This window comes from Pseudomonas sp. IPO3778 (assembly GCF_013386825.1).
Taxonomy (GTDB): domain Bacteria; phylum Pseudomonadota; class Gammaproteobacteria; order Pseudomonadales; family Pseudomonadaceae; genus Aquipseudomonas.
In genome coordinates this window covers 147845-165373 of the sequence record NZ_JACARC010000027.1, presented here as the reverse complement: position 1 = coordinate 165373, position 17529 = coordinate 147845, and the positions used below count along the sequence as shown (strand labels likewise).

General features: G+C 59.4%; 15 protein-coding genes and 1 pseudogene. 10 read left to right on the top strand and 6 right to left on the bottom strand.

What is annotated here, in order from left to right; translation table 11 throughout:
• Nucleotides 1–154 precede the first annotated feature (154 nt).
• On the bottom strand, nucleotides 155–1567 hold the full coding sequence (locus HX855_RS12020; protein WP_177085477.1) for a lytic transglycosylase domain-containing protein: 1413 nt from the start codon (nucleotides 1565–1567) through the stop codon (nucleotides 155–157).
• Between the two features lie 98 nt (nucleotides 1568–1665).
• Nucleotides 1666–2433: a hydroxyacylglutathione hydrolase gene (gene gloB / locus HX855_RS12015; protein WP_177085475.1), complete on the bottom strand. Its 768-nt coding sequence runs from the start codon at nucleotides 2431–2433 to the stop codon at nucleotides 1666–1668.
• 65 nt (nucleotides 2434–2498) lie between these two features.
• On the opposite strand from gloB, the gene HX855_RS12010 reads away from it, so the two are divergent.
• On the top strand, nucleotides 2499–3257 hold the full coding sequence (locus HX855_RS12010; protein ID WP_177085473.1) for a methyltransferase domain-containing protein: 759 nt from the start codon (nucleotides 2499–2501) through the stop codon (nucleotides 3255–3257).
• 102 nt (nucleotides 3258–3359) lie between these two features.
• Complete coding sequence (gene rnhA / locus HX855_RS12005; RefSeq protein WP_010171667.1) at nucleotides 3360–3812, top strand: ribonuclease HI; 453 nt, start codon at nucleotides 3360–3362, stop codon at nucleotides 3810–3812.
• Here rnhA and HX855_RS33875 read toward each other — a convergent pair.
• From HX855_RS33875 to HX855_RS33870, 4 genes and pseudogenes are all read right to left on the bottom strand, one after another.
• Nucleotides 3706–4296, bottom strand: coding sequence for an RHS repeat domain-containing protein (locus HX855_RS33875; RefSeq protein WP_375140079.1), 591 nt, complete (start codon nucleotides 4294–4296; stop codon nucleotides 3706–3708). The two genes, rnhA and HX855_RS33875, sit on opposite strands and share 107 nt — an antisense overlap.
• 279 nt (nucleotides 4297–4575) lie before the next feature.
• Nucleotides 4576–5112 carry a hypothetical protein gene (locus tag HX855_RS11995; RefSeq protein ID WP_177085469.1) on the bottom strand — a complete coding sequence of 179 codons (537 nt, stop codon included), beginning with the start codon at nucleotides 5110–5112 and terminating at the stop codon, nucleotides 4576–4578.
• A 426-nt stretch (nucleotides 5113–5538) separates the two neighbouring features.
• A complete protein-coding gene (locus tag HX855_RS11990; RefSeq protein WP_256352992.1) occupies nucleotides 5539–6252 on the bottom strand; it encodes a hypothetical protein in 714 nt (237 codons plus the stop codon).
• An 84-nt stretch (nucleotides 6253–6336) separates the two neighbouring features.
• Nucleotides 6337–6421, bottom strand: a pseudogene (locus HX855_RS33870) (hypothetical protein); the annotation flags it as partial.
• Between the two features lie 943 nt (nucleotides 6422–7364).
• On the opposite strand from HX855_RS33870, the gene HX855_RS11975 reads away from it, so the two are divergent.
• From HX855_RS11975 to HX855_RS11940, 8 genes are all read left to right on the top strand, one after another.
• Nucleotides 7365–8087, top strand: a complete 723-nt coding sequence (locus HX855_RS11975) for a FadR/GntR family transcriptional regulator (RefSeq protein WP_177085467.1) — start codon at nucleotides 7365–7367, stop codon at nucleotides 8085–8087.
• A complete protein-coding gene (locus HX855_RS11970; RefSeq protein WP_177085465.1) occupies nucleotides 8084–9073 on the top strand; it encodes an ABC transporter ATP-binding protein in 990 nt (329 codons plus the stop codon). Before HX855_RS11975 ends, HX855_RS11970 begins: the two co-directional genes overlap by 4 nt.
• Nucleotides 9070–10161 (top strand): ABC transporter ATP-binding protein, encoded by a 1092-nt coding sequence (locus tag HX855_RS11965; protein ID WP_177085463.1) that lies wholly within the window; start codon nucleotides 9070–9072, stop codon nucleotides 10159–10161. The genes HX855_RS11970 and HX855_RS11965 overlap by 4 nt, the downstream gene beginning before the upstream one ends.
• Nucleotides 10158–11669: an ABC transporter substrate-binding protein gene (locus tag HX855_RS11960; RefSeq protein WP_177085461.1), complete on the top strand. Its 1512-nt coding sequence runs from the start codon at nucleotides 10158–10160 to the stop codon at nucleotides 11667–11669. The genes HX855_RS11965 and HX855_RS11960 overlap by 4 nt, the downstream gene beginning before the upstream one ends.
• Before the next feature lie 73 nt (nucleotides 11670–11742).
• The gene (locus HX855_RS11955; RefSeq protein ID WP_177085459.1) at nucleotides 11743–12690 is read left to right on the top strand and encodes an ABC transporter permease; all 948 of its coding nucleotides are present in this window, start codon (nucleotides 11743–11745) and stop codon (nucleotides 12688–12690) included.
• On the top strand, nucleotides 12687–13562 hold the full coding sequence (locus HX855_RS11950) for an ABC transporter permease (protein ID WP_177085456.1): 876 nt from the start codon (nucleotides 12687–12689) through the stop codon (nucleotides 13560–13562). Before HX855_RS11955 ends, HX855_RS11950 begins: the two co-directional genes overlap by 4 nt.
• Nucleotides 13563–13632: 70 nt before the next feature.
• A complete protein-coding gene (locus tag HX855_RS11945) occupies nucleotides 13633–15228 on the top strand; it encodes a gamma-glutamyltransferase family protein (RefSeq protein ID WP_177085455.1) in 1596 nt (531 codons plus the stop codon).
• A 512-nt stretch (nucleotides 15229–15740) separates the two neighbouring features.
• A complete protein-coding gene (locus HX855_RS11940) occupies nucleotides 15741–17516 on the top strand; it encodes a DUF1302 domain-containing protein (protein WP_177085453.1) in 1776 nt (591 codons plus the stop codon).
• Nucleotides 17517–17529 lie beyond the last annotated feature (13 nt).

The window sequence follows — 17529 nt, the reverse complement described above, 5'->3', positions numbered from 1 at the left end:
AAAAGGCCGGTGCCGTGGGAGGGACTGAGGATCGATTAAACCTGTAGGAGCGCGCTTGCTCGCGAAGGACGCCAACGATAACGCTGGCATTCTGAATTAACGCGGTGCCCTTGCGTTTTTCGCGAGCAAGCTCGCTCCTACAGGGTTTGCGGTGTTATCTAGGCCCGGAAACCACCAGCATCTGCCCGGGCTTCAGCGCCTGGCCAGTGCGCGGGTTCCAGCGCTTGAGATGTTGCATCTCGACGTTGAAGCGCTTGGCGACGATGTACAGCGAGTCGCCTTTCTTGACCTTGTACTGCACTGGCTTCTTACTGTCAGCCTTGGCCACCAGCTTGCGGGTGTCCTGCATCACCAGGGTCTGGCCGACTTTCAGCCCCTGCCCATTGAGCTTGTTCCAGCGCTGCAGGTCATGTACGTCGACTTTGTTGGCCTTGGCGATCAGCGTCAGGTTGTCGCCGCTGCGCACCTTGTAGTTGCGCGTGCGACCGGCAATGGCCTTGTGCTCAACGTCGTCGAACACCGGCTTTTTCGGGCGCATGCTCAGCAATTCTTCCGGCTTCATCGCCGAAAGGCTGCTGGCCAGCAACTGCGCCTTGGAGGTAGGCACCAGCAAATGCTGCGGGCCGTCCAGGGTGGTGCGCTGCTTCAGGGCCGGGTTGAGCTGGAACAGTTCGTCTTCGTCGATCTCGGCCAGCGCGGCGACCCGTGACAGGTCCATGCTCGTGTTGACTTCGACCACTTCAAAGTAAGGCGTGTTGGCAATCGGGCTGAGGTTGACGCCGTAGGCCTCGGGGGTCAGCACCACCTGGGACAGCGCCAGGAACTTGGGCACGTAGTCCTTGGTTTCCTGGGGCAGTGGCAGGTTCCAGTAGTCTGTGGGCAAGCCGAGCTTCTCGTTACGCTCGATGGCCCGGCTGACCGTGCCTTCACCTGCGTTGTAAGCTGCCAGGGCCAGCAGCCAGTCGCCGTTGAACATGTCATGCAGGCGTGTCAGGTAGTCCAGGGCGGCGGTGGTGGAGGCGGTGATGTCGCGGCGGCCGTCGTAGGCGCGGGTCTGGCGCAGGTTGAAGTAGCGCCCGGTGGCGGGAACGAACTGCCACAGGCCGACCGCATCGCTGCGGGAATAGGCCATCGGGTTGTAGGCGCTTTCAATCACTGGCAACAGCGCCAGCTCCAGGGGCATGTTGCGTTCTTCAAGGCGTTCGACGATGTAATGAATGTAGAGGCTGCCGCGTTCGCCGGCGTTCTCAAGAAAAGAAGGGTTACTGGCAAACCACAGTCGTTGCTGTTCAATGCGCGGGTTGACGCCCAGCCCGTCCTGCAATTGAAAGCCCCGGCGCATGCGTTCCCAGACATCCTGGGGCACTTCCGGGCTTGGCTTCTCTGAGAGCCAAAGGGGTTTTTGCTTGATCTTGGCGGTAAGGTTTGGCTTGGGTTGCACGGTGGATTGTGCGGCAAAATGGGTCGATTGGCAGCCCGCCAGAGTAGCGGACACAGCCACCGCCACGGCTTGAGCCAGGCGGGTCAATGCGTCTGAATGGTTGGATTTACGAATAGATGACGACATTGGCTGGAAGTAAGTTCCGGGCAAAAATGTCGGGCGATTCTAGAAAGCGCTTTGGTTGCGGTCAACCATTCAGAAATTACGTACCAAATTTCGCACGCTTAGAACGTATCTTTCCAAGACCTCAAGCTAGCAAACACCTCACTCCCGGCCTGGTTATCCCGGCCATTCCGTTCGTCCGCTTTTTCTTTAACGGATGTTTCAGATGTCCGTAAAAAAGGGTTAGTGAGTATTTCCAGGGCCAATGTCGAAGGCAGCGTGATCTCGCCGTTAGCCCGCAGTTGCCGCACGTTCTCCACCCGTTTGGCGATATCCGCGTTGTGCGGTTCCACGGCCTGGGCGAATTTCAGGTTGCTTTGTGTGTATTCGTGGGTGCAGTACACCAGGGTGTTGGCCGGCAGTGCCGCGAGACGCTGCAGGGACGTATGCATTTGTTGCGGGGTGCCTTCGAACAGGCGGCCACAACCGGCGGCGAACAGGGTGTCGCCGCAGAACAGCACGCCCGGGTGGTAAAAGGCGATATGGCCGAGGGTGTGACCGGGTACGGCGAACACGTCGAAGTCCCACCCGAGGACGGTGACGCGGTCGTTGTCCTGGAGGGCAACATCCCGCGCCGGGATCTTTTCATTTGCCGGACCGTAGACGGTGGCGCCTGAAACACTTTTAAGTTGCTCGACGCCGCCGACATGATCATGGTGATGGTGAGTCACCAGAATGTCGCTGAGGGTCCAGTCGGGGTGCTGCTGGAGCCAGGCCAGCACGGGCGCGGCATCACCGGGGTCGACCACGGCGCAGCGTTTGTTGGGCTGATCCTGTAACAACCAGATGTAGTTATCGGTGAAGGCGGGCAGGGCACTGATCTGTATCATTCTTTGATTCGCCAAGCTGAACACATTGGTGCATCTTAGAACGTCTTGGCGAGTTGGAGAATGCAATGACTGATAAAGCGTTCGCCCAGGCCGATCCCGAGTGGCTGGCCCTGATCAGCGCAGCCCGTGAATGGCTGTCCGGGCCTATCGGGCAATTTTTGCTGGATGAAGAGCGGCGCATGCTCGAAGACGAGCTGGGCCGGTTCTTTGGTGGTTACCTGGTGCATTACGGCCCGTCGGCACAAACCCCGCCGCCGGCGCCTCAGGTGCAACGCAATGTGCGCCTGGGCGCGCCGTTGCCGGGGGTTGAGATTGTCTGCGAGGAGCAGGCGTGGCCGCTGAGCGAGCATGCCGCCGACGTGGTGGTGTTGCAGCATGGCCTGGATTTCTGCCTGTCGCCCCACGGTTTGCTGCGCGAAGCCGCGAGCAGTGTGCGCCCAGGTGGCCATTTGCTGATCATCGGCATCAACCCCTGGAGCACCTGGGGTTTACGCCATGTGTTCGCCCACGATGCGTTGCGCCAGGCGCGCTGCATCTCGCCCTCGCGGGTGGGCGACTGGTTGAACCTGCTGGGCTTTGCGCTGGAGAAACGCCGCTTCGGGTGCTATCGTCCGCCGCTTGCGTCCGCCAAGTGGCAGGGCCGGCTGGCCGGCTGGGAGCGCAGGGCCGGTGCCTGGCAATTGTCTGGCGGTGGCTTCTACTTGTTGGTCGCGCGCAAGATCGTCGTTGGCCTGCGCCCGGTGCGCCAGGTGCGTCGCGAACCCATGGGCAAGCTGGTGCCGATGCCGATGGCCAAGGTCAATCGCAAGCAGAGCGAACAGTAAAAAACACTTTTTTGATTTCAGGTCGAGCCTCTCGACCTCGGGCCTTTGTCGGTCGATTATCGGCAACCCGCTTTGATGGATCCCGCTTTAATGGATAGTGAAATGACCGATAGCGTAGAACTCTTCACCGATGGCGCCTGCAAGGGCAACCCGGGCCCCGGCGGATGGGGCGCCTTGCTGGTGTGCAAAGGCGTGGAGAAGGAACTGTGGGGCGGTGAAGCCAACACCACCAACAACCGTATGGAGCTGATGGGCGCAATCCGTGGCCTTGAAGAGCTCAAGCGTCGTTGCGACGTGTTGCTGGTGACCGACTCCCAGTACGTGATGAAGGGCATCAACGAGTGGATGGTCAACTGGAAAAAGCGCGGCTGGAAAACCGCCGCCAAGGAACCGGTGAAAAACGCTGACCTGTGGCAGTTGCTCGATGAGCAATGCAACCGCCACAACATCACCTGGAAGTGGGTGCGCGGGCACATCGGCCACCCGGGCAACGAGCGGGCCGACCAACTGGCCAATCGTGGTGTGGATGACGTGCGCGGCTACAAGCAGAGCTGATGCAGGCTGTGGTGCTAATAACCTGCCCATTGAAATTTTTCATTACTTCTTCGGAAATCAGGTGATGGTTACCCGTACCATCACCTTTTGCGGCACCCATGTTCTTTCCAAGCTTGGCTGAGCACCAGCCAATAGGATCAATCCAACCTGGCGCATTCGGCGCATACCGATAAAGATTCTCCCCACCCATCAACCCAATCGGGTCCTGAGTGGTAAACCTCCCCACCGCCGGATCGTAATACCTGAACGTGTTGTAGTACAGCCCACTTTCCCGGTCGTGGTATTGCCCCTGAAAGCGCAGGTTCTGCTCCACCTGGTTCGGTGACAATGCCTCCAGACCACCCCATGCCTTGTAATAGGCGCGCCACACCATTTGCCCCTCCGCGTTGGTCATTTCCTGCGGCGTGCCGATCTGGTCGGTGTGAAAGTAGTAGTGCTCTGCCTCCTGTTCAGGCAGTTCAGGATCGTTGTCGACACAGGCCAATGGTGCGTAGCTGCCCGGTTCGTAGAGGTACAGGCTATGCAATTGCGGTTGCTGTTCCTGAAGCAACCGCAAGCCTTGCCAGGGGAACTTAGTCTCCTGAGTCTGACCGTCCTGCGTGACCTGCTTGGCGATGCGTCGGCCCAGTGCATCGTAGACGTAACAGGCCTCGCTGCTCAGGGTGGTGTCTTGCCAGGTTTCGGCCCTGATCAGGCGATTTTCACTGTCGTAGTAAAAGCGTTGTATACCCCCAGCCGCACTGCTTTTCTCACTCAGGTTGCCTCACGTGTCATAGCTGAAGCGCAAATCCTTGAAGGCCACCAGGCGGTTGTCCGGCAAGCTTGCAAACTGCCAGCGACCACTGCCACTGAGGTTGCCGGCCGGGTCATAGGAAAAATCTTCGGTCTGCAATTGCGGATGATCGGGTTGACGACTGCGCAGTTGGCCGCTGGCGTCATACGTGAAGCTGGTCACCCCACGCTGTTTGTCGTTGATGCGCTGCACTTCACCGCCAGGGCTGTAGTGGTAGCGGCGGTGCAGGGCGGTGGCCGGGTGCTGTGGGTGGCCGAGCAGGCTGTTGGCTTTTTCCTGAAGCTGGCTGAGTTGCTCGTGAGGCAGATGAATGGCCGCCTGCCATATCTTGCGACCCTTGGTGTCGTAGCCGTAGCGGCTGGTGAGTGAGCCTTGGGCACGCAAGGTCTCGCGGTGCAAGGCGTCGCGCTCGAAGTCGCTGATCAGGTGGCCGTCGAGGTTGATTTGATGCAGGTGGCCGCTGCCGTAGCAAAGATAGTTGACCGTGCGCCCGTCAGGCAGCGCCAATTGGGTGAGGTTACCCAGTTCGTCGTAGCGGTAACCGAGTCACTCAACCATTGGCGAAGTTGAATGTAATTAAGTGGTCCAGTCCATGTTAAGGGGGCGTTCACGCCTTGGCATATTTCGCTGTGCATGACGAAGTGACGCGGCATCCGCACGCGAGTTGTGCGGGTTCAACACCATCGGACGTCCATTATGAATCGCCGTCCTGTCGCCACCGGAGACCAGTGGAAAATTGCCTTTGTGCGTAGGGCAAGTCGCCTTGCCCCCCAGCAGGCATTGCAGAATGCCATTCACCGGAAAACCATTAGCTTCAACCATGGACCCACCGCCGGAGTGCTGATCGCCCAAGCGGATTGCGCCTCGTCCAGACATAATCACTTCCTTCCAGTCTATATGAGCTGTTTTTCTAATGTGGTTATCGCTTATCGCTCATAACCCTGCTGCAAAAACGTGTGGATCCCGCTGGCGTACCATGGAGAGAAACTGATCAAGTAACTCGTCGCGCTGGGTGATTGCACCCGGCAGGCAGGTGATGGCGGCGTAAGGCGTCTTCATCAGCGGGTGATCAATTTTGCTCGGGTTGGGCAGACCAAGTAGATCACGCAGGCGTAATATGGCGAGGATCTCGGTGGGGTGAACGGCGAGGAACACTGAGCCGAACTCAAACTTCCCGCTGTCATCCTCACGCTCAGTCAAAGCAATGCGTTCAACGTGGGTATCGCAAGCAACCATCAGCGCCGGCAGCAGTGCGTCAGGATCGGGGTTGCGCCAATTGGCAACCAACTGCCCCCATGCGGGGTCACGTGGCAAAGCGTGTTTTTCCAGGTCGAGGGGTTGGCCCAACCAATCGCCGATGATAGTCAGGCCGAAGGCGGAGTAGCGCAACGTCGTGCCAAGCTCTAGATTATGGCGATCGCTGATGCCATCGCCGCCCTCGATGCCGGCGAACAGCGTCTGATGGTACGGTTTTACGAGTTCGGGTTGTCCTGTTGAAATAGCACCCAGCATCAGGTGAGTGGCGCCATCCAGATCGCCAATTTTCATACGCTTAGAGTCTTTTACGTTGTTTATGCTAATTATTTCCGCATACAACATGCGTGCAAAACCATGGGCCAGATGCTGGTTAATTGCCCGGAAAGTCATAACCCATCAGTCGTTGCCGGCAACCGGCAGACAGGCTCAGTGAAGGCTCTCGATCCCCATTGATGCGGCTCAACAAAATGTCGATTAAAAAAGGCAAGTCATCCCGGTGCTGGCGCAATGGTGGAATTTCTACCGGCAAGACGGCCAGGCGGTAGTACAGATCGGCGCGACATTGGCGTTGTGCAGTTCCTGTAGCCGATGGCCGAGTACTCCGAGCGGAATTTTCAACAGGTGCAGGCGCGGGTTGGACCGAGCGCCACTCCAGCAGCCCGCTGGCGACCACTTGTAGCAGGCCGCCGTTATGGCGAATCAGAGTGAGCTCCAAGCTGTGAATGATCTGGTCGGCGGGTGGATTGGCGAATAACACCTGCAAGGCGCGTACTGATTCGACACTGTAGATGCGCTCAATAGGCTGGTTCAGCAGCTCTTCTGGTGCGTAACCCAATTGATCGCTCAGGCTTGCGGACAGACTGACGAGTTGCCCTCCCGCACTCACGGTGCCTGAAAGGGGCCGGGCTTTATTGATCCGTAAATTCAGGGTATCCATCAATTGGTCGGCTCGAATTGGCTTATGGGTAACTGGTCGAAAAGACTCAGGCTATTCGGCTTGCGCGCATATCGCATGCCAAGAAAAATGCCAGTAATCATTGCTGTTCAAGAGCTCGCGCGTGAGTGTCGCTGTAAAAATGCAGCGGTTACCGCATTTTTGCAGCAGCTTGACCGGTTCCGGGTCTCGGTGGCTGCTCGAAACGAGCCTGTCTGACCCTCCGGGCAACGGGCGCTCACGTAGGTGCAACTTTTGGTAACAGGGCATGTTTCACATTGGTGCGCGCTGGAACTAATGGTGTGAGCGGCCCGTGTTTATCAATGAATTGGTTCGTGTTATGTGCGAACCAATTACCTATTGATCTCATGAGACATAAATTTTCAGTTCCTTCAACGTTATCGATGGTTGGGTTTCTGGTGATCTTTACGGCTTTCTGCCTGTGAGCTAAGCGAACCAATTGTTGTTTGGCACTTCTCTTGCTCTCGTTCTGTTTAAGCACCCGCCAGCATCCAGGCTTTTATGCTGAACACATCCGTGGGGCGGCGTCACTTTTCCTGAGACCTATATGCAAAGGTTCGAGACCATCGCCATGTCAGAAAGCAATTCCAGCCTGGCCATTGAAGCGCTGCGCAAGCTCATTGCGTTGCATGCACTGACACCGGAAAAGCCTCTGCCGACCGAGCGTGAATTAGTGGTGGAGTTCGGCATGGGGCGGCGGGCGATACGCCGTGCCTTGTCTGTGCTGGAGGCGGAAGGGCAAATCTGGCGCCGCCAGGGTCGAGGTACATTTATTGGCCCCACGCCGCCCAGTGCGGTGAGTTTTGCCCGCCTCTCGAGTCGCAGCAACTTCAGCGAAGTCATGGAAGCCCGGCTGTACCTGGAGCCCGCGCTGGCGTCGTTGGCGGCCATGCGAGCCAGTGGTGAACAGATCGCCATGCTGCGCCGTTTGCTGACACAGATGACCGAACACCAGCAGGACGCCGATCAGATCGAGTTGTGGGACAGCGCCTTGCATCGTTGCATTGCCGAGGCCGCAGGCAATCGGCTGCTGCTGGATCTGTTCGAGATGATTGATGCGATCCGTCTTGACCCTGTGTGGCGTGACCTGCGCGACCGTGCCCGTAGCGCCGAGAAGTTGCGGGGCTACGATCACGACCATCAAGCCGTGGTGGATGCTATCGAGGCTCGCGCCCCGGCCGAAGCCGCCGCGCGTATGCGCAGCCATCTGCGTGCCTTGCAAAGTGCCCTGAACCAGACGATCGAACAAACCATGGACGAAAGCTTATGAGTGCCTCAACCGTTCTGAACGTACAGGACCTGACCGTGCGTTTTCCCGGCGCGTCGGCGAATGTGGTCGATGGCTTGTCATTCACTATCGTCGCCGGGCGAACACTGGCGATCGTCGGTGAGTCTGGCTGTGGCAAGAGCGTGACCTCGCTGGCCTTGATGGGCCTGCTGCCGGAAAGCACCCGGATTCAGGCAGGCCGCGCCGACTTTATCGGCCAGGCGTTGCTGAGCCTGACCGCGGCTGAGCGTTTGGATATCCGCGGCAACCAACTGGCGATGATTTTTCAGGAGCCGATGACCTCGCTCAACCCGGTGTTTACCGTTGGCGAGCAGATTGCCGAGGGGATGATTCGCCATCAGGGCCTTTCCAGGGCCGAGGCGCGTGAACGGGCGCTGCAAATGCTCGAGAAGGTACGTGTGCCGGATGCTCGTAAACGCCTTGATGCTTACCCTCACGAGCTTTCGGGAGGCATGCGGCAACGGGTGATGATCGCTATCGCGCTGGCCAACAACCCGGCGCTGATCATCGCCGACGAACCGACCACGGCGCTGGACGTCACCATACAGGCACAAATCCTCGGATTAATCGCCAGCCTCCAGGCCGATACCGGTACCGCGATGATCCTCATTACTCATGACTTGGGCGTGGTAGCTGAAGTGGCCGATGACGTCGTGGTGATGTACGCCGGGCGGGTGGTTGAGAGTGGCTCGGTGCAGGCCATTTTCGATGATCCGCAGCATCCTTACACCATCGGCCTGATGGGCTCGATGCCGTCTCTCGGCCCTCGTCAGGCGCGCCTGGCAACCATCGCCGGACGTGTGCCGACGGCCAACGAAATGCCCGCCGGCTGCCGGTTCGCTGGGCGCTGCCCGTTTGTGCTGGACGCTTGTCGGGCCGAACGTCCTCCTCTTTATGAAGTTTCTCCGGGGCATTTCGCTGCGTGTTTGCGAGTGCCGCTGGAAAACCACGCCGGGGTTACCGCATGAAGGCTCTCGATAAACCGATTCTTGAGGCTGTTGATCTGACCCGGCATTTCACCGGTTCGGCGGGTTTGTGGCAAAAAGCCCCGCCGCCAGTGCGGGCGGTCGACGGCATCTCATTGTCGGTCCGTCGCGGTGAAACCCTGGCGCTGGTGGGGGAGTCGGGCTCGGGAAAATCTACCCTGGGCCGTCTGTTGCTCAACCTGCTTAAGCCCACCAGCGGTGAAGCGATTTACGAGGGGCGCAGCCTGGGCAACCTGTCGGCCAGCGAATTGCGCCGGGTACGCCAGGACCTGCAAATCATCTTCCAGGACCCGTTTGCCTCCCTTAACCCAAGAATGAGTGTCGAGACTATTGTCGGCGAACCGATCTGGCTGCATGGGAAGGAAAACCGCAGTGAGCGCGAACAGCGTGTTGCCGAACTGTTGCGCACGGTCGGTCTGGCCCCGGAACACGCGACTCGCTATCCCCATGAGTTTTCCGGCGGGCAGCGTCAACGCATCGGCATCGCTCGAGCCCTGGCGTCGAGGCCGACCTTGCTGCTGGGCGACGAGCCGGTGTCGGCACTGGATGTGTCGGTGCAGGCGCAAGTGGTTAACCTGCTGGAAGACCTGAAGGAACAGTTCGGCCTGACCCTGATCATTGTCGCCCACGGCCTGGCCGTGATCCGGCACATGAGTGACCGGGTCGCCGTGATGTACCTGGGCGAGATCGTCGAGTTGGCCCCGGTGGATGCGCTGTTCGAAAGCCCTCTGCACCCTTACACCCAGGCCCTGATCGATTCCGTGCCGGTAAGCCATCCAGGCGACCGTCGTGCACGGCAAGTACTGGGCGGCGATATGCCCAGCCCCAGCGCTCCGCCGTCCGGGTGCCGTTTCCACACGCGCTGCCCGCATGTCCGGGCGCTGTGCAAGGAAAGCAAACCGCTGTTGGAGACGATTCCTGGCGATCGCCAGGTGGCCTGCCACTACTGGCGAGAAATTGCGTCTGCAGGCAGCGGCAGCCTGATCATCTCGACCCAAAGCACTGCGCTCTCTCAGCGCCTCGCGCTGTTCAAGGCGCGTCAGTCCACCCTCACGGAGCATCACTCATGAAGCACCTGTTCGGTTTCACAGGGGCAGTCATGCTGCTTGCCTGCAGTTCAGCTTTTGCTGCCAGCATGAATGACACCTTGCGCATCGGTATTCAGGATGACCCGGACATGCTTGACCCTCACCGTTCGCACACCTACACCGGGCGCCTCGTCTATGCCGCCTTGTGCGACAAGCTGGTGGACACGTCGGCCGATCTGCAATATGTGCCCCGGCTGGCGATTGCCTGGCGCTGGAGCGACGAAGGCAAGACGCTGACCATGACGCTGCGCGAAGGGGTGACGTTCCATGACGGTGAACCGTTCGATGCCGCTGCGGTTAAGTTCAACCTGGACCGTGCACGCACGTTGCCGGACTCCCAGCGCAAAAGTGAGCTGACCTCCATCGACAGCGTCGATGTCACCGACAGCAAGACCGTAACCATCCACCTCAAGCAGGCCGATGCCACCTTGATCGCGCAATTATCCGATCGCGCGGGAATGATGCTCGCCCCCAAAGCTGCCGCCGGGGATTTCGGCAATAAGCCGGTGTGTTCCGGCCCGTATGAATTTGTCGAACGGGTGCAACAGGATCGCATCGTGCTGAAGAAATTCGCCCAGTACTGGAACAAGGACGCTTACCACTTCGACAAAGTGGTGTTTCTGCCGATCCCGGACACCTCGGTGCGCCTGGCGAACCTTCGATCTGGTGACCTGGACATGATCGAGCATGTGGCCCCCACTGATGTTGCGGCGGCCAAGAGCGACAGTAATCTTAAGGTCTACAGCACGGCGGGCCTGGGCTACATGGAACTGGTGGTCAACGTGGGTAATGGCCCTGCAGCACAAACCCCGCTGGGCCAGGACAAACGCGTGCGCCAGGCCCTGGAGTTGTCTTTGGACCGCGATGTGATCAACCAGGTGGTATTCGAGAGTCTCTATACCCCCGCAAACCAGGCCCTGCCGCCGAGCAGCCCGTATTTCGACAGCGCACTGAAAAGTCAGCCTCGCAACGCAGAGAAAGCCAAGGCGCTACTGGTTGCTGCCGGGGTCAAGCTGCCATTTGCCATCGACCTGAAGGTGCCCAACAACCCTATCTCCCAGCAAGTCGGGCAGATCGTTCAGGCCATGGCGGAGGAGGCGGGCTTCAAGGTTAATTTGATTGCCGGGGAGTATGCGACGCAACTGTCCGAGCAGCAGTTGGGCAACTATCAGATCGCGCTGTACAGCTGGTCTGGCCGGCCGGATCCGGATGGAAATATCCATCAGTTCGTCACCTGCAAGGCAGCCCTCAATGACGCCAAATACTGCAACCCGAAAGTCGATGAGTTGCTCAACGCTGCTCGCGTGACTAACGACCTGGCGGCACGCAAGGCACTTTACGATCAGGCCCAGACCATCCTTGCCGATGAAGACCCTTACATCTACCTGTTTTTCGACCCGCGCCTGTTTGTTGCCAGCACCCATGTTCAGGGTTTTGTGCCGCAACCTGATGGCTTGATCCGTCTGGAAAACATGTCGCTGAAAAACTGACGTCTGCCGGGCGCCGGCCGACCAAGGCGGTCCGCCGGCGCAAAGCCCTCCCACGTCACAGCTGAGGCTTGTCATGATCAAGTTCATTCTGCGCCGCCTGCTCAATGCCATACCCACGTTGATTTTGGTGTCGCTGTTCGTTTTCACCCTGCAGAAACTCTTACCGGGCGACCCGGTGCTGGCCATGGCCGGTGAAGAGCGCGACCCGCAGGTGCTGGAGTACCTGCGGGGGAAATACCACCTCGACGACCCGGTTCCCGTGCAATACCTGGACTGGGTTGGCGATGTCCTGCAAGGCAACCTGGGTATATCGATGCGCAACGACCAACCGGTGCTCTCGCTGTTGAAAAGCAAGCTGCCAGTCACCCTTGAGCTGTCAATGTGGGCCATGTTGATCGCGTTATTGATTGGCATCCCCAGCGGCATCATCGCCGCCGTTCGCAAGGGCACGGCTGTAGACTACGGGGCGAATATCTTTGCCCTGTCGGGCATCTCGATTCCGCATTTCTGGCTCGGGTTGTTGCTGATCCTGTTCTTCGCCGTAAAGCTCAAATGGCTACCGGCGTCCGGGTACGTGCCTTTCAGTGAAGACCCATTGCGTAACCTGCAGACGCTGATCATGCCCGCGTTTGTACTCGGCGCCGGGCTGGCCGGCACGTTGATGCGCCACACCCGCAGCGCCATGCTTGAAGTGTTGCGTTCCGATTACGTGCGCACCGCGCGGGCCAAGGGTTTGCTGCCCTGGACCGTGATTACCAAACATGCGTTCCGTAATGCGTTGATGCCCATCGTGACCCTCACCACATTGCTGTTCGGCGAACTATTGGGCGGCGCCGTGCTGACCGAACAAGTTTTCAGCCTGCCGGGGTTTGGCAAGATGATCGTCGATGCCGTGTTCAATCGGGACTACTCGGTGGTACAGGGTGTGGTGCTCTGTGTCGCGGTGGGTTTCATCCTGCTCAATTTGTTGGCCGATGTGCTTTATCGCCTGATCAACCCTCGGATGAGGAATGCCGCATGACCAGCCTGACTGCCACTTCCGTTGTTACCCCGGCTCAGCCTCGCCGCCGCAGCCGGGCACTGGAAAAGTTTCTGCAGAACCGTGGCGCCCTGGTCGGCGCGGTCATCCTGTCGATCTTCATCTTGTCGGCGTTGTTCGCGCCGTGGATTGCTCCATTCGACCCGCTCAAGTCGAATTTTCTCGCCGTCCGCCATGCGCCATCGATGGTGTATTGGCTAGGTACCGACGAGTTGGGCCGCGATTTGTTTTCACGGCTGCTATGGGGGGCGCGCAGTTCGCTGCTGGCCGGCGCGGTATCGGTGGCCATCGCGATGGTAGTCGGCGTTCCGCTGGGGCTGATTTCGGGCTATTTCGGTGGAAAAATCGATGCGTTGATTTCCCGCGTCATGGAGGCGTTGCTGTCTTGCCCGTTCCTGGTGCTGGCCATCGCACTGGGCGCCTTCCTTGGCCCTAGCCTGATGAACGCCATGATCGCGATCGGTTTGTCGGCCATGCCGATTTTCGCCAGGCTCACCCGTGGCCAGGTTCTGGCAATCAAGCATGAAGATTATCTGGAGGGTGCTCGGGCCATCGGCCTGCCGGATCGCTGGATTATTCTGCGCTACGTACTGCCCAACGTTCTGCCCCCGCTGGTGGTCCAGGCCACGTTGACGGTCGCGGCGGCGATATTGGCCGAAGCCAGTCTGTCGTTTCTGGGGCTGGGTCAACAGCCGCCTTCGCCGTCCTGGGGCTCGATGCTCAACACGGCGAAAAACTTCATGGAGCAGGCGCCCTGGATGTCGATTTCGCCGGGCGTCGCGATCTACCTCACGGTGTTGAGTTTCAACCTCGTCGGTGACGGTTTGCGCGATGCGCAGGACCCGAGAACCTGACGGTCACTTGCTTTTTTTCATGCGCCTTTCGCTCAGCCGCTGTAACTGCCCTGTTTAGGATGCCTTATCTATGAACCTCGATCTCGATTACAGCCAACCCTACGTTTCAGCCCGTTCGCCGGTCATGGGGCGAAATATGGTGTCTTGCTCGCAGCCTCTGGCTGCGCAAGCGGGCATGGAGATGTTGCAACAAGGCGGGAATGCCGTGGATGCAGCCATTGCGGCAGCGATGGTATTGACCGTGGTGGAGCCGACTGGCTGCGGCATCGGCAGCGATGCCTTTGCCATTGTCTGGGACGGCAAAACGCTGCAAGGCCTGAACGCCTCGGGTCGTGCCCCTGCGGGCTGGACCCGGGAGCATTTTGCCGGGCAGCAACAAATGCCGGAGCGCGGCTGGGGTGCTGTCACCGTGCCGGGGGCTGTTTCGGCCTGGGTGGCCTTGTCTGATCGCTACGGCAAGCTGCCGTTCGCCACCCTGGCGGGCCCGGCGATTCGCTACGCCCGTGACGGGTATCTGCTGACACCGATCATCGCCACTCTGTGGCGCAACGGCGCTGCCTTGCTCAAGGATCAACCGGGCTTCGCCGAATGCTTCATGCCTGACGGCAGGGCCCCGAAAGCCGGCGAGCGCGTTCAACTGCCCGACCATGCGCGTACGTTGCAAGCCATCGCTGAAAGCAAGGGCGAAGCCTTTTATCGGGGTGCCCTGGCCGAAGCCATCGTCGCTCATGCCAAAGCCAATGGCAGCGTCCTCAGCCTTGAGGACCTGGCGAACCACAGCATCGATTGGGTCGATACCATCAGCGTGCCGTTTGCGGGTGCACACGTGCATGAACTTCCGCCTAACGGGCAGGGTATCGCGACGCTTGCCGCACTCGGCATGCTTGAAATGACGACGTTCGGCGACCAGCCAGTGGACAACGTCGACACACTGCACCAGGCGCTGGAGGCGATGAAACTGGCGCTTGCCGACCTGGCGCACCATGTCGCCGATCAAGACCATATGCGTGTGCGGAACGAGGATCTGTTGGCGCCTGACTACCTGCGCCAGCGAGCAGGTCTGATCACCGGTGAGGCATCGGACCCGGGGCATGGCGACCCGCGTCCGGGGGGGACTGTCTACCTGTCGGCCGCGGATGAGAGCGGCATGATGGTGTCGTTCATCCAATCCAATTACATGGGCTTTGGTTCAGGCGTGGTGGTGCCAGGCACGGGTATCAGCCTGCAAAATCGGGGGGCTGGATTTTCGCTCGAGCCTGATCACGTCAACGTGGTTGCGCCAGGCAAGCGTCCGTTCCATACCATCATTCCAGGTTTTGTGATGGCGGATGACGGCACTCCGCTGATGTCGTTCGGGGTGATGGGTGGCCCTATGCAGTCTCAAGGGCACGTGCAGATGATGCTACGCATCCTCAAATACCGACAAAACCCACAAGCGGCAATTGATGCCCCACGCTGGAGACTCGAAGCAGGCAAACACGTTGCGGTGGAAGCCAACTTTGACGCCGGGGTTCTGCAGCAATTGCGTGAGCGTGGTCACGACATCCATGTCGAAGCACCGAGCGGCGTATTCGCTTTCGGCGGAGCGCAAATCATCATCAAGACGGATGTGGGTTATATCGGAGGATCGGATTCGCGCAAGGACGGGCAAGTTGTAGCCAGCTAGGTCCTTCCCGTCGCCGCGCTGGACCGGACGTTGAAGTGGACGTCCGGTGCACGACCCGTGCCTGCGTAATACGACGGTCACTGAGCTTGGGGGGAGGCAGTGCATGCGCGCAGAGCATGTATTTTTCTTCATGAATAAATGCAGCTACTCAGCGTACAGGTACGTACGTTAACGCGATGAGCCTGCCAAAAGGTACGTCCTCATCCAGGCTCATAACTATCCGAATAAAAGGCACCAAGGTCTCTTGGCGAGAGCGGGTGCCTGCTGCACGGCCCTGGAGTAAAACGAGGCTGATATTTCTCAAGAACGTCGCGACTTTGATTTGGAAATTCACCTGATTGATAGCTGCCTATCTACTCAATTCATAGCCCGCTCAAACGCAGGCCAGAGCGCCTGTAATCCTTTGGAGTGATGCCACGAATACCTCCTTGGTGTGCTTATCACTCCTCGCAGGCGGCAGTAGGGTGGCGCCTTCTATTACTTACCGGAAAAGATGCATGGCAAGAATAATAATGCGCGCCATCTTCACGCCGCAGGCGCTGGCCGCTGCGGTTGCTTTGGGCTGCTGCGCCCAGGCGCGGGCTGTTTCGTTCAACATCGGCGAGATCGAAGGGCAATTCGATTCTTCGCTGTCGGTCGGTGCCAGCTGGGGCATGCGCGATGCCGACAAAAAGCTGGTGGGCGTTCCCAACGGCGGCACGGGCCAGGCCTCAACCGGCGATGACGGCCGCCTGAACTTTAAGAAGGGCGACACCTTCTCCAAGATCTTCAAGGGTACTCACGACCTGGAGCTCAAATACGGCGACAGCGGCGTGTTCGTGCGTGGCAAGTATTGGTACGACTTTGAACTGCAGGATGAAGACCGCGAGTTCAAGCAGATCAGCAACGACCACCGCGACGAGGGTGCGCGTTCTTCCGGCTACGAATTACTCGATGCGTTCGTCTATCACAACTATTCCATCGGCGATTTGCCGGGCAACGTGCGCGTCGGCAAGCAGGTGGTCAGTTGGGGCGAAAGTACCTTCATCGGCAACTCCATCAACAGCATCAACCCTATCGACGTTTCCGCGCTGCGCCGGCCCGGTGCCGAGATCAAGGAAGGCTTGATTCCGGTCAACATGGTGTTCGCGTCCCAAAGCCTCACCAACCAATTGAGCGTGGAAGGGTTCTACCAACTGAACTGGGAAAACACCGTGGTGGACAACTGCGGCACCTTCTTCGGTACCGACGTGGTGGCCCACGGCTGTAACGGCAACTACACGGTCGGCAGCCCGGCGATTGCGCCGCTGCAACCGGTGGCGGCGGCGCTTGGCCAGGGCTTCCAGGTCACGAACGAAGGCGTCGTAGTTCAGCGTGCAAAAGACCGCGAGGCGCGCGATGGCGGGCAGTTCGGGGTGGCCCTGCGTTGGCTGGGCGATGACACGGAGTACGGTCTGTACTTCATGAACTACCACAGTCGCACGCCCACCGTCGGTACCATCACCGCCAACATCAGCCTCGCCACCATCGGGAACATCGTCAACACGGCCAACGCCATTGCACCCGGCTCCGGCGCCGCGCTGGCGCAAAGTACGATGCTGGGCCGCGGCGAGTATTACCTCGACTATCCAGAAAACATCCGCCTGTTCGGCGCCAGTTTCTCCACCACGTTGCCCACCGGTACGGCCTGGAGCGGCGAAATCAGCTACCGCCCGAATGCACCGGTACAACTCAACTCCACCGACCTGACGCTGGCCCTGCTCAATCCGATTGCCGGCAATACCGCTTCGCCGATCAGCAGCTCGTTTGGCTCGGAGAACGCAGGCTATCGCCGCAAGGAAATCACCCAGGTCCAGAGCACCATGACCCAATTCTTCGACCAGGTACTGGGCGCCGAACGCCTGACCCTGGTGGGCGAGGCGGCTTTCGTGCACGTCGGCGGGCTGGAGGCGAAATCCAAGCTGCGTTATGGCCGCGACTCGGTGTTCGGCGCCTACGGGTACCAGGGCGATACCGACGGTTTTGTCACCGCCAATTCCTGGGGTTATCGCGCCCGGGCGATCCTCGATTACAACAACGTGTTCGCCGGGGTCAACCTCAAGCCCAACGTGTCGTGGTCCCAGGACGTCAGCGGCTACGGCCCCAACGGCCTGTTCAACGAAGGCGCCAAGGCCATCAGCGTTGGGGTGGATGCGGACTACCGCAACACCTACACCGCGAGCCTGAGCTACACCGACTTTTTTGGCGGTGACTACAACACCCTGACCGACCGCGACTTTATCGCCCTCAGCTTCGGCGTGAACTTCTGATTTGATTTAAAGA

Bases quoted from the DNA above. Each gene is read 5' to 3' on its own strand.
- HX855_RS12020 (WP_177085477.1), bottom strand. From the start codon at position 1,567: ATGTCGTCATCTATTCGTAAATCCAACCATTCAGACGCATTGACCCGC.
- gloB (WP_177085475.1), bottom strand. From the start codon at position 2,433: ATGATACAGATCAGTGCCCTGCCCGCCTTCACCGATAACTACATCTGG.
- HX855_RS12010 (WP_177085473.1), top strand. From the start codon at position 2,499: ATGACTGATAAAGCGTTCGCCCAGGCCGATCCCGAGTGGCTGGCCCTG.
- rnhA (WP_010171667.1), top strand. From the start codon at position 3,360: ATGACCGATAGCGTAGAACTCTTCACCGATGGCGCCTGCAAGGGCAAC.
- HX855_RS11990 (WP_256352992.1), bottom strand. From the start codon at position 6,252: ATGACTTTCCGGGCAATTAACCAGCATCTGGCCCATGGTTTTGCACGC.
- HX855_RS11975 (WP_177085467.1), top strand. From the start codon at position 7,365: ATGCAAAGGTTCGAGACCATCGCCATGTCAGAAAGCAATTCCAGCCTG.
- HX855_RS11970 (WP_177085465.1), top strand. From the start codon at position 8,084: ATGAGTGCCTCAACCGTTCTGAACGTACAGGACCTGACCGTGCGTTTT.
- HX855_RS11965 (WP_177085463.1), top strand. From the start codon at position 9,070: ATGAAGGCTCTCGATAAACCGATTCTTGAGGCTGTTGATCTGACCCGG.
- HX855_RS11960 (WP_177085461.1), top strand. From the start codon at position 10,158: ATGAAGCACCTGTTCGGTTTCACAGGGGCAGTCATGCTGCTTGCCTGC.
- HX855_RS11955 (WP_177085459.1), top strand. From the start codon at position 11,743: ATGATCAAGTTCATTCTGCGCCGCCTGCTCAATGCCATACCCACGTTG.
- HX855_RS11950 (WP_177085456.1), top strand. From the start codon at position 12,687: ATGACCAGCCTGACTGCCACTTCCGTTGTTACCCCGGCTCAGCCTCGC.
- HX855_RS11945 (WP_177085455.1), top strand. From the start codon at position 13,633: ATGAACCTCGATCTCGATTACAGCCAACCCTACGTTTCAGCCCGTTCG.
- HX855_RS11940 (WP_177085453.1), top strand. From the start codon at position 15,741: ATGCGCGCCATCTTCACGCCGCAGGCGCTGGCCGCTGCGGTTGCTTTG.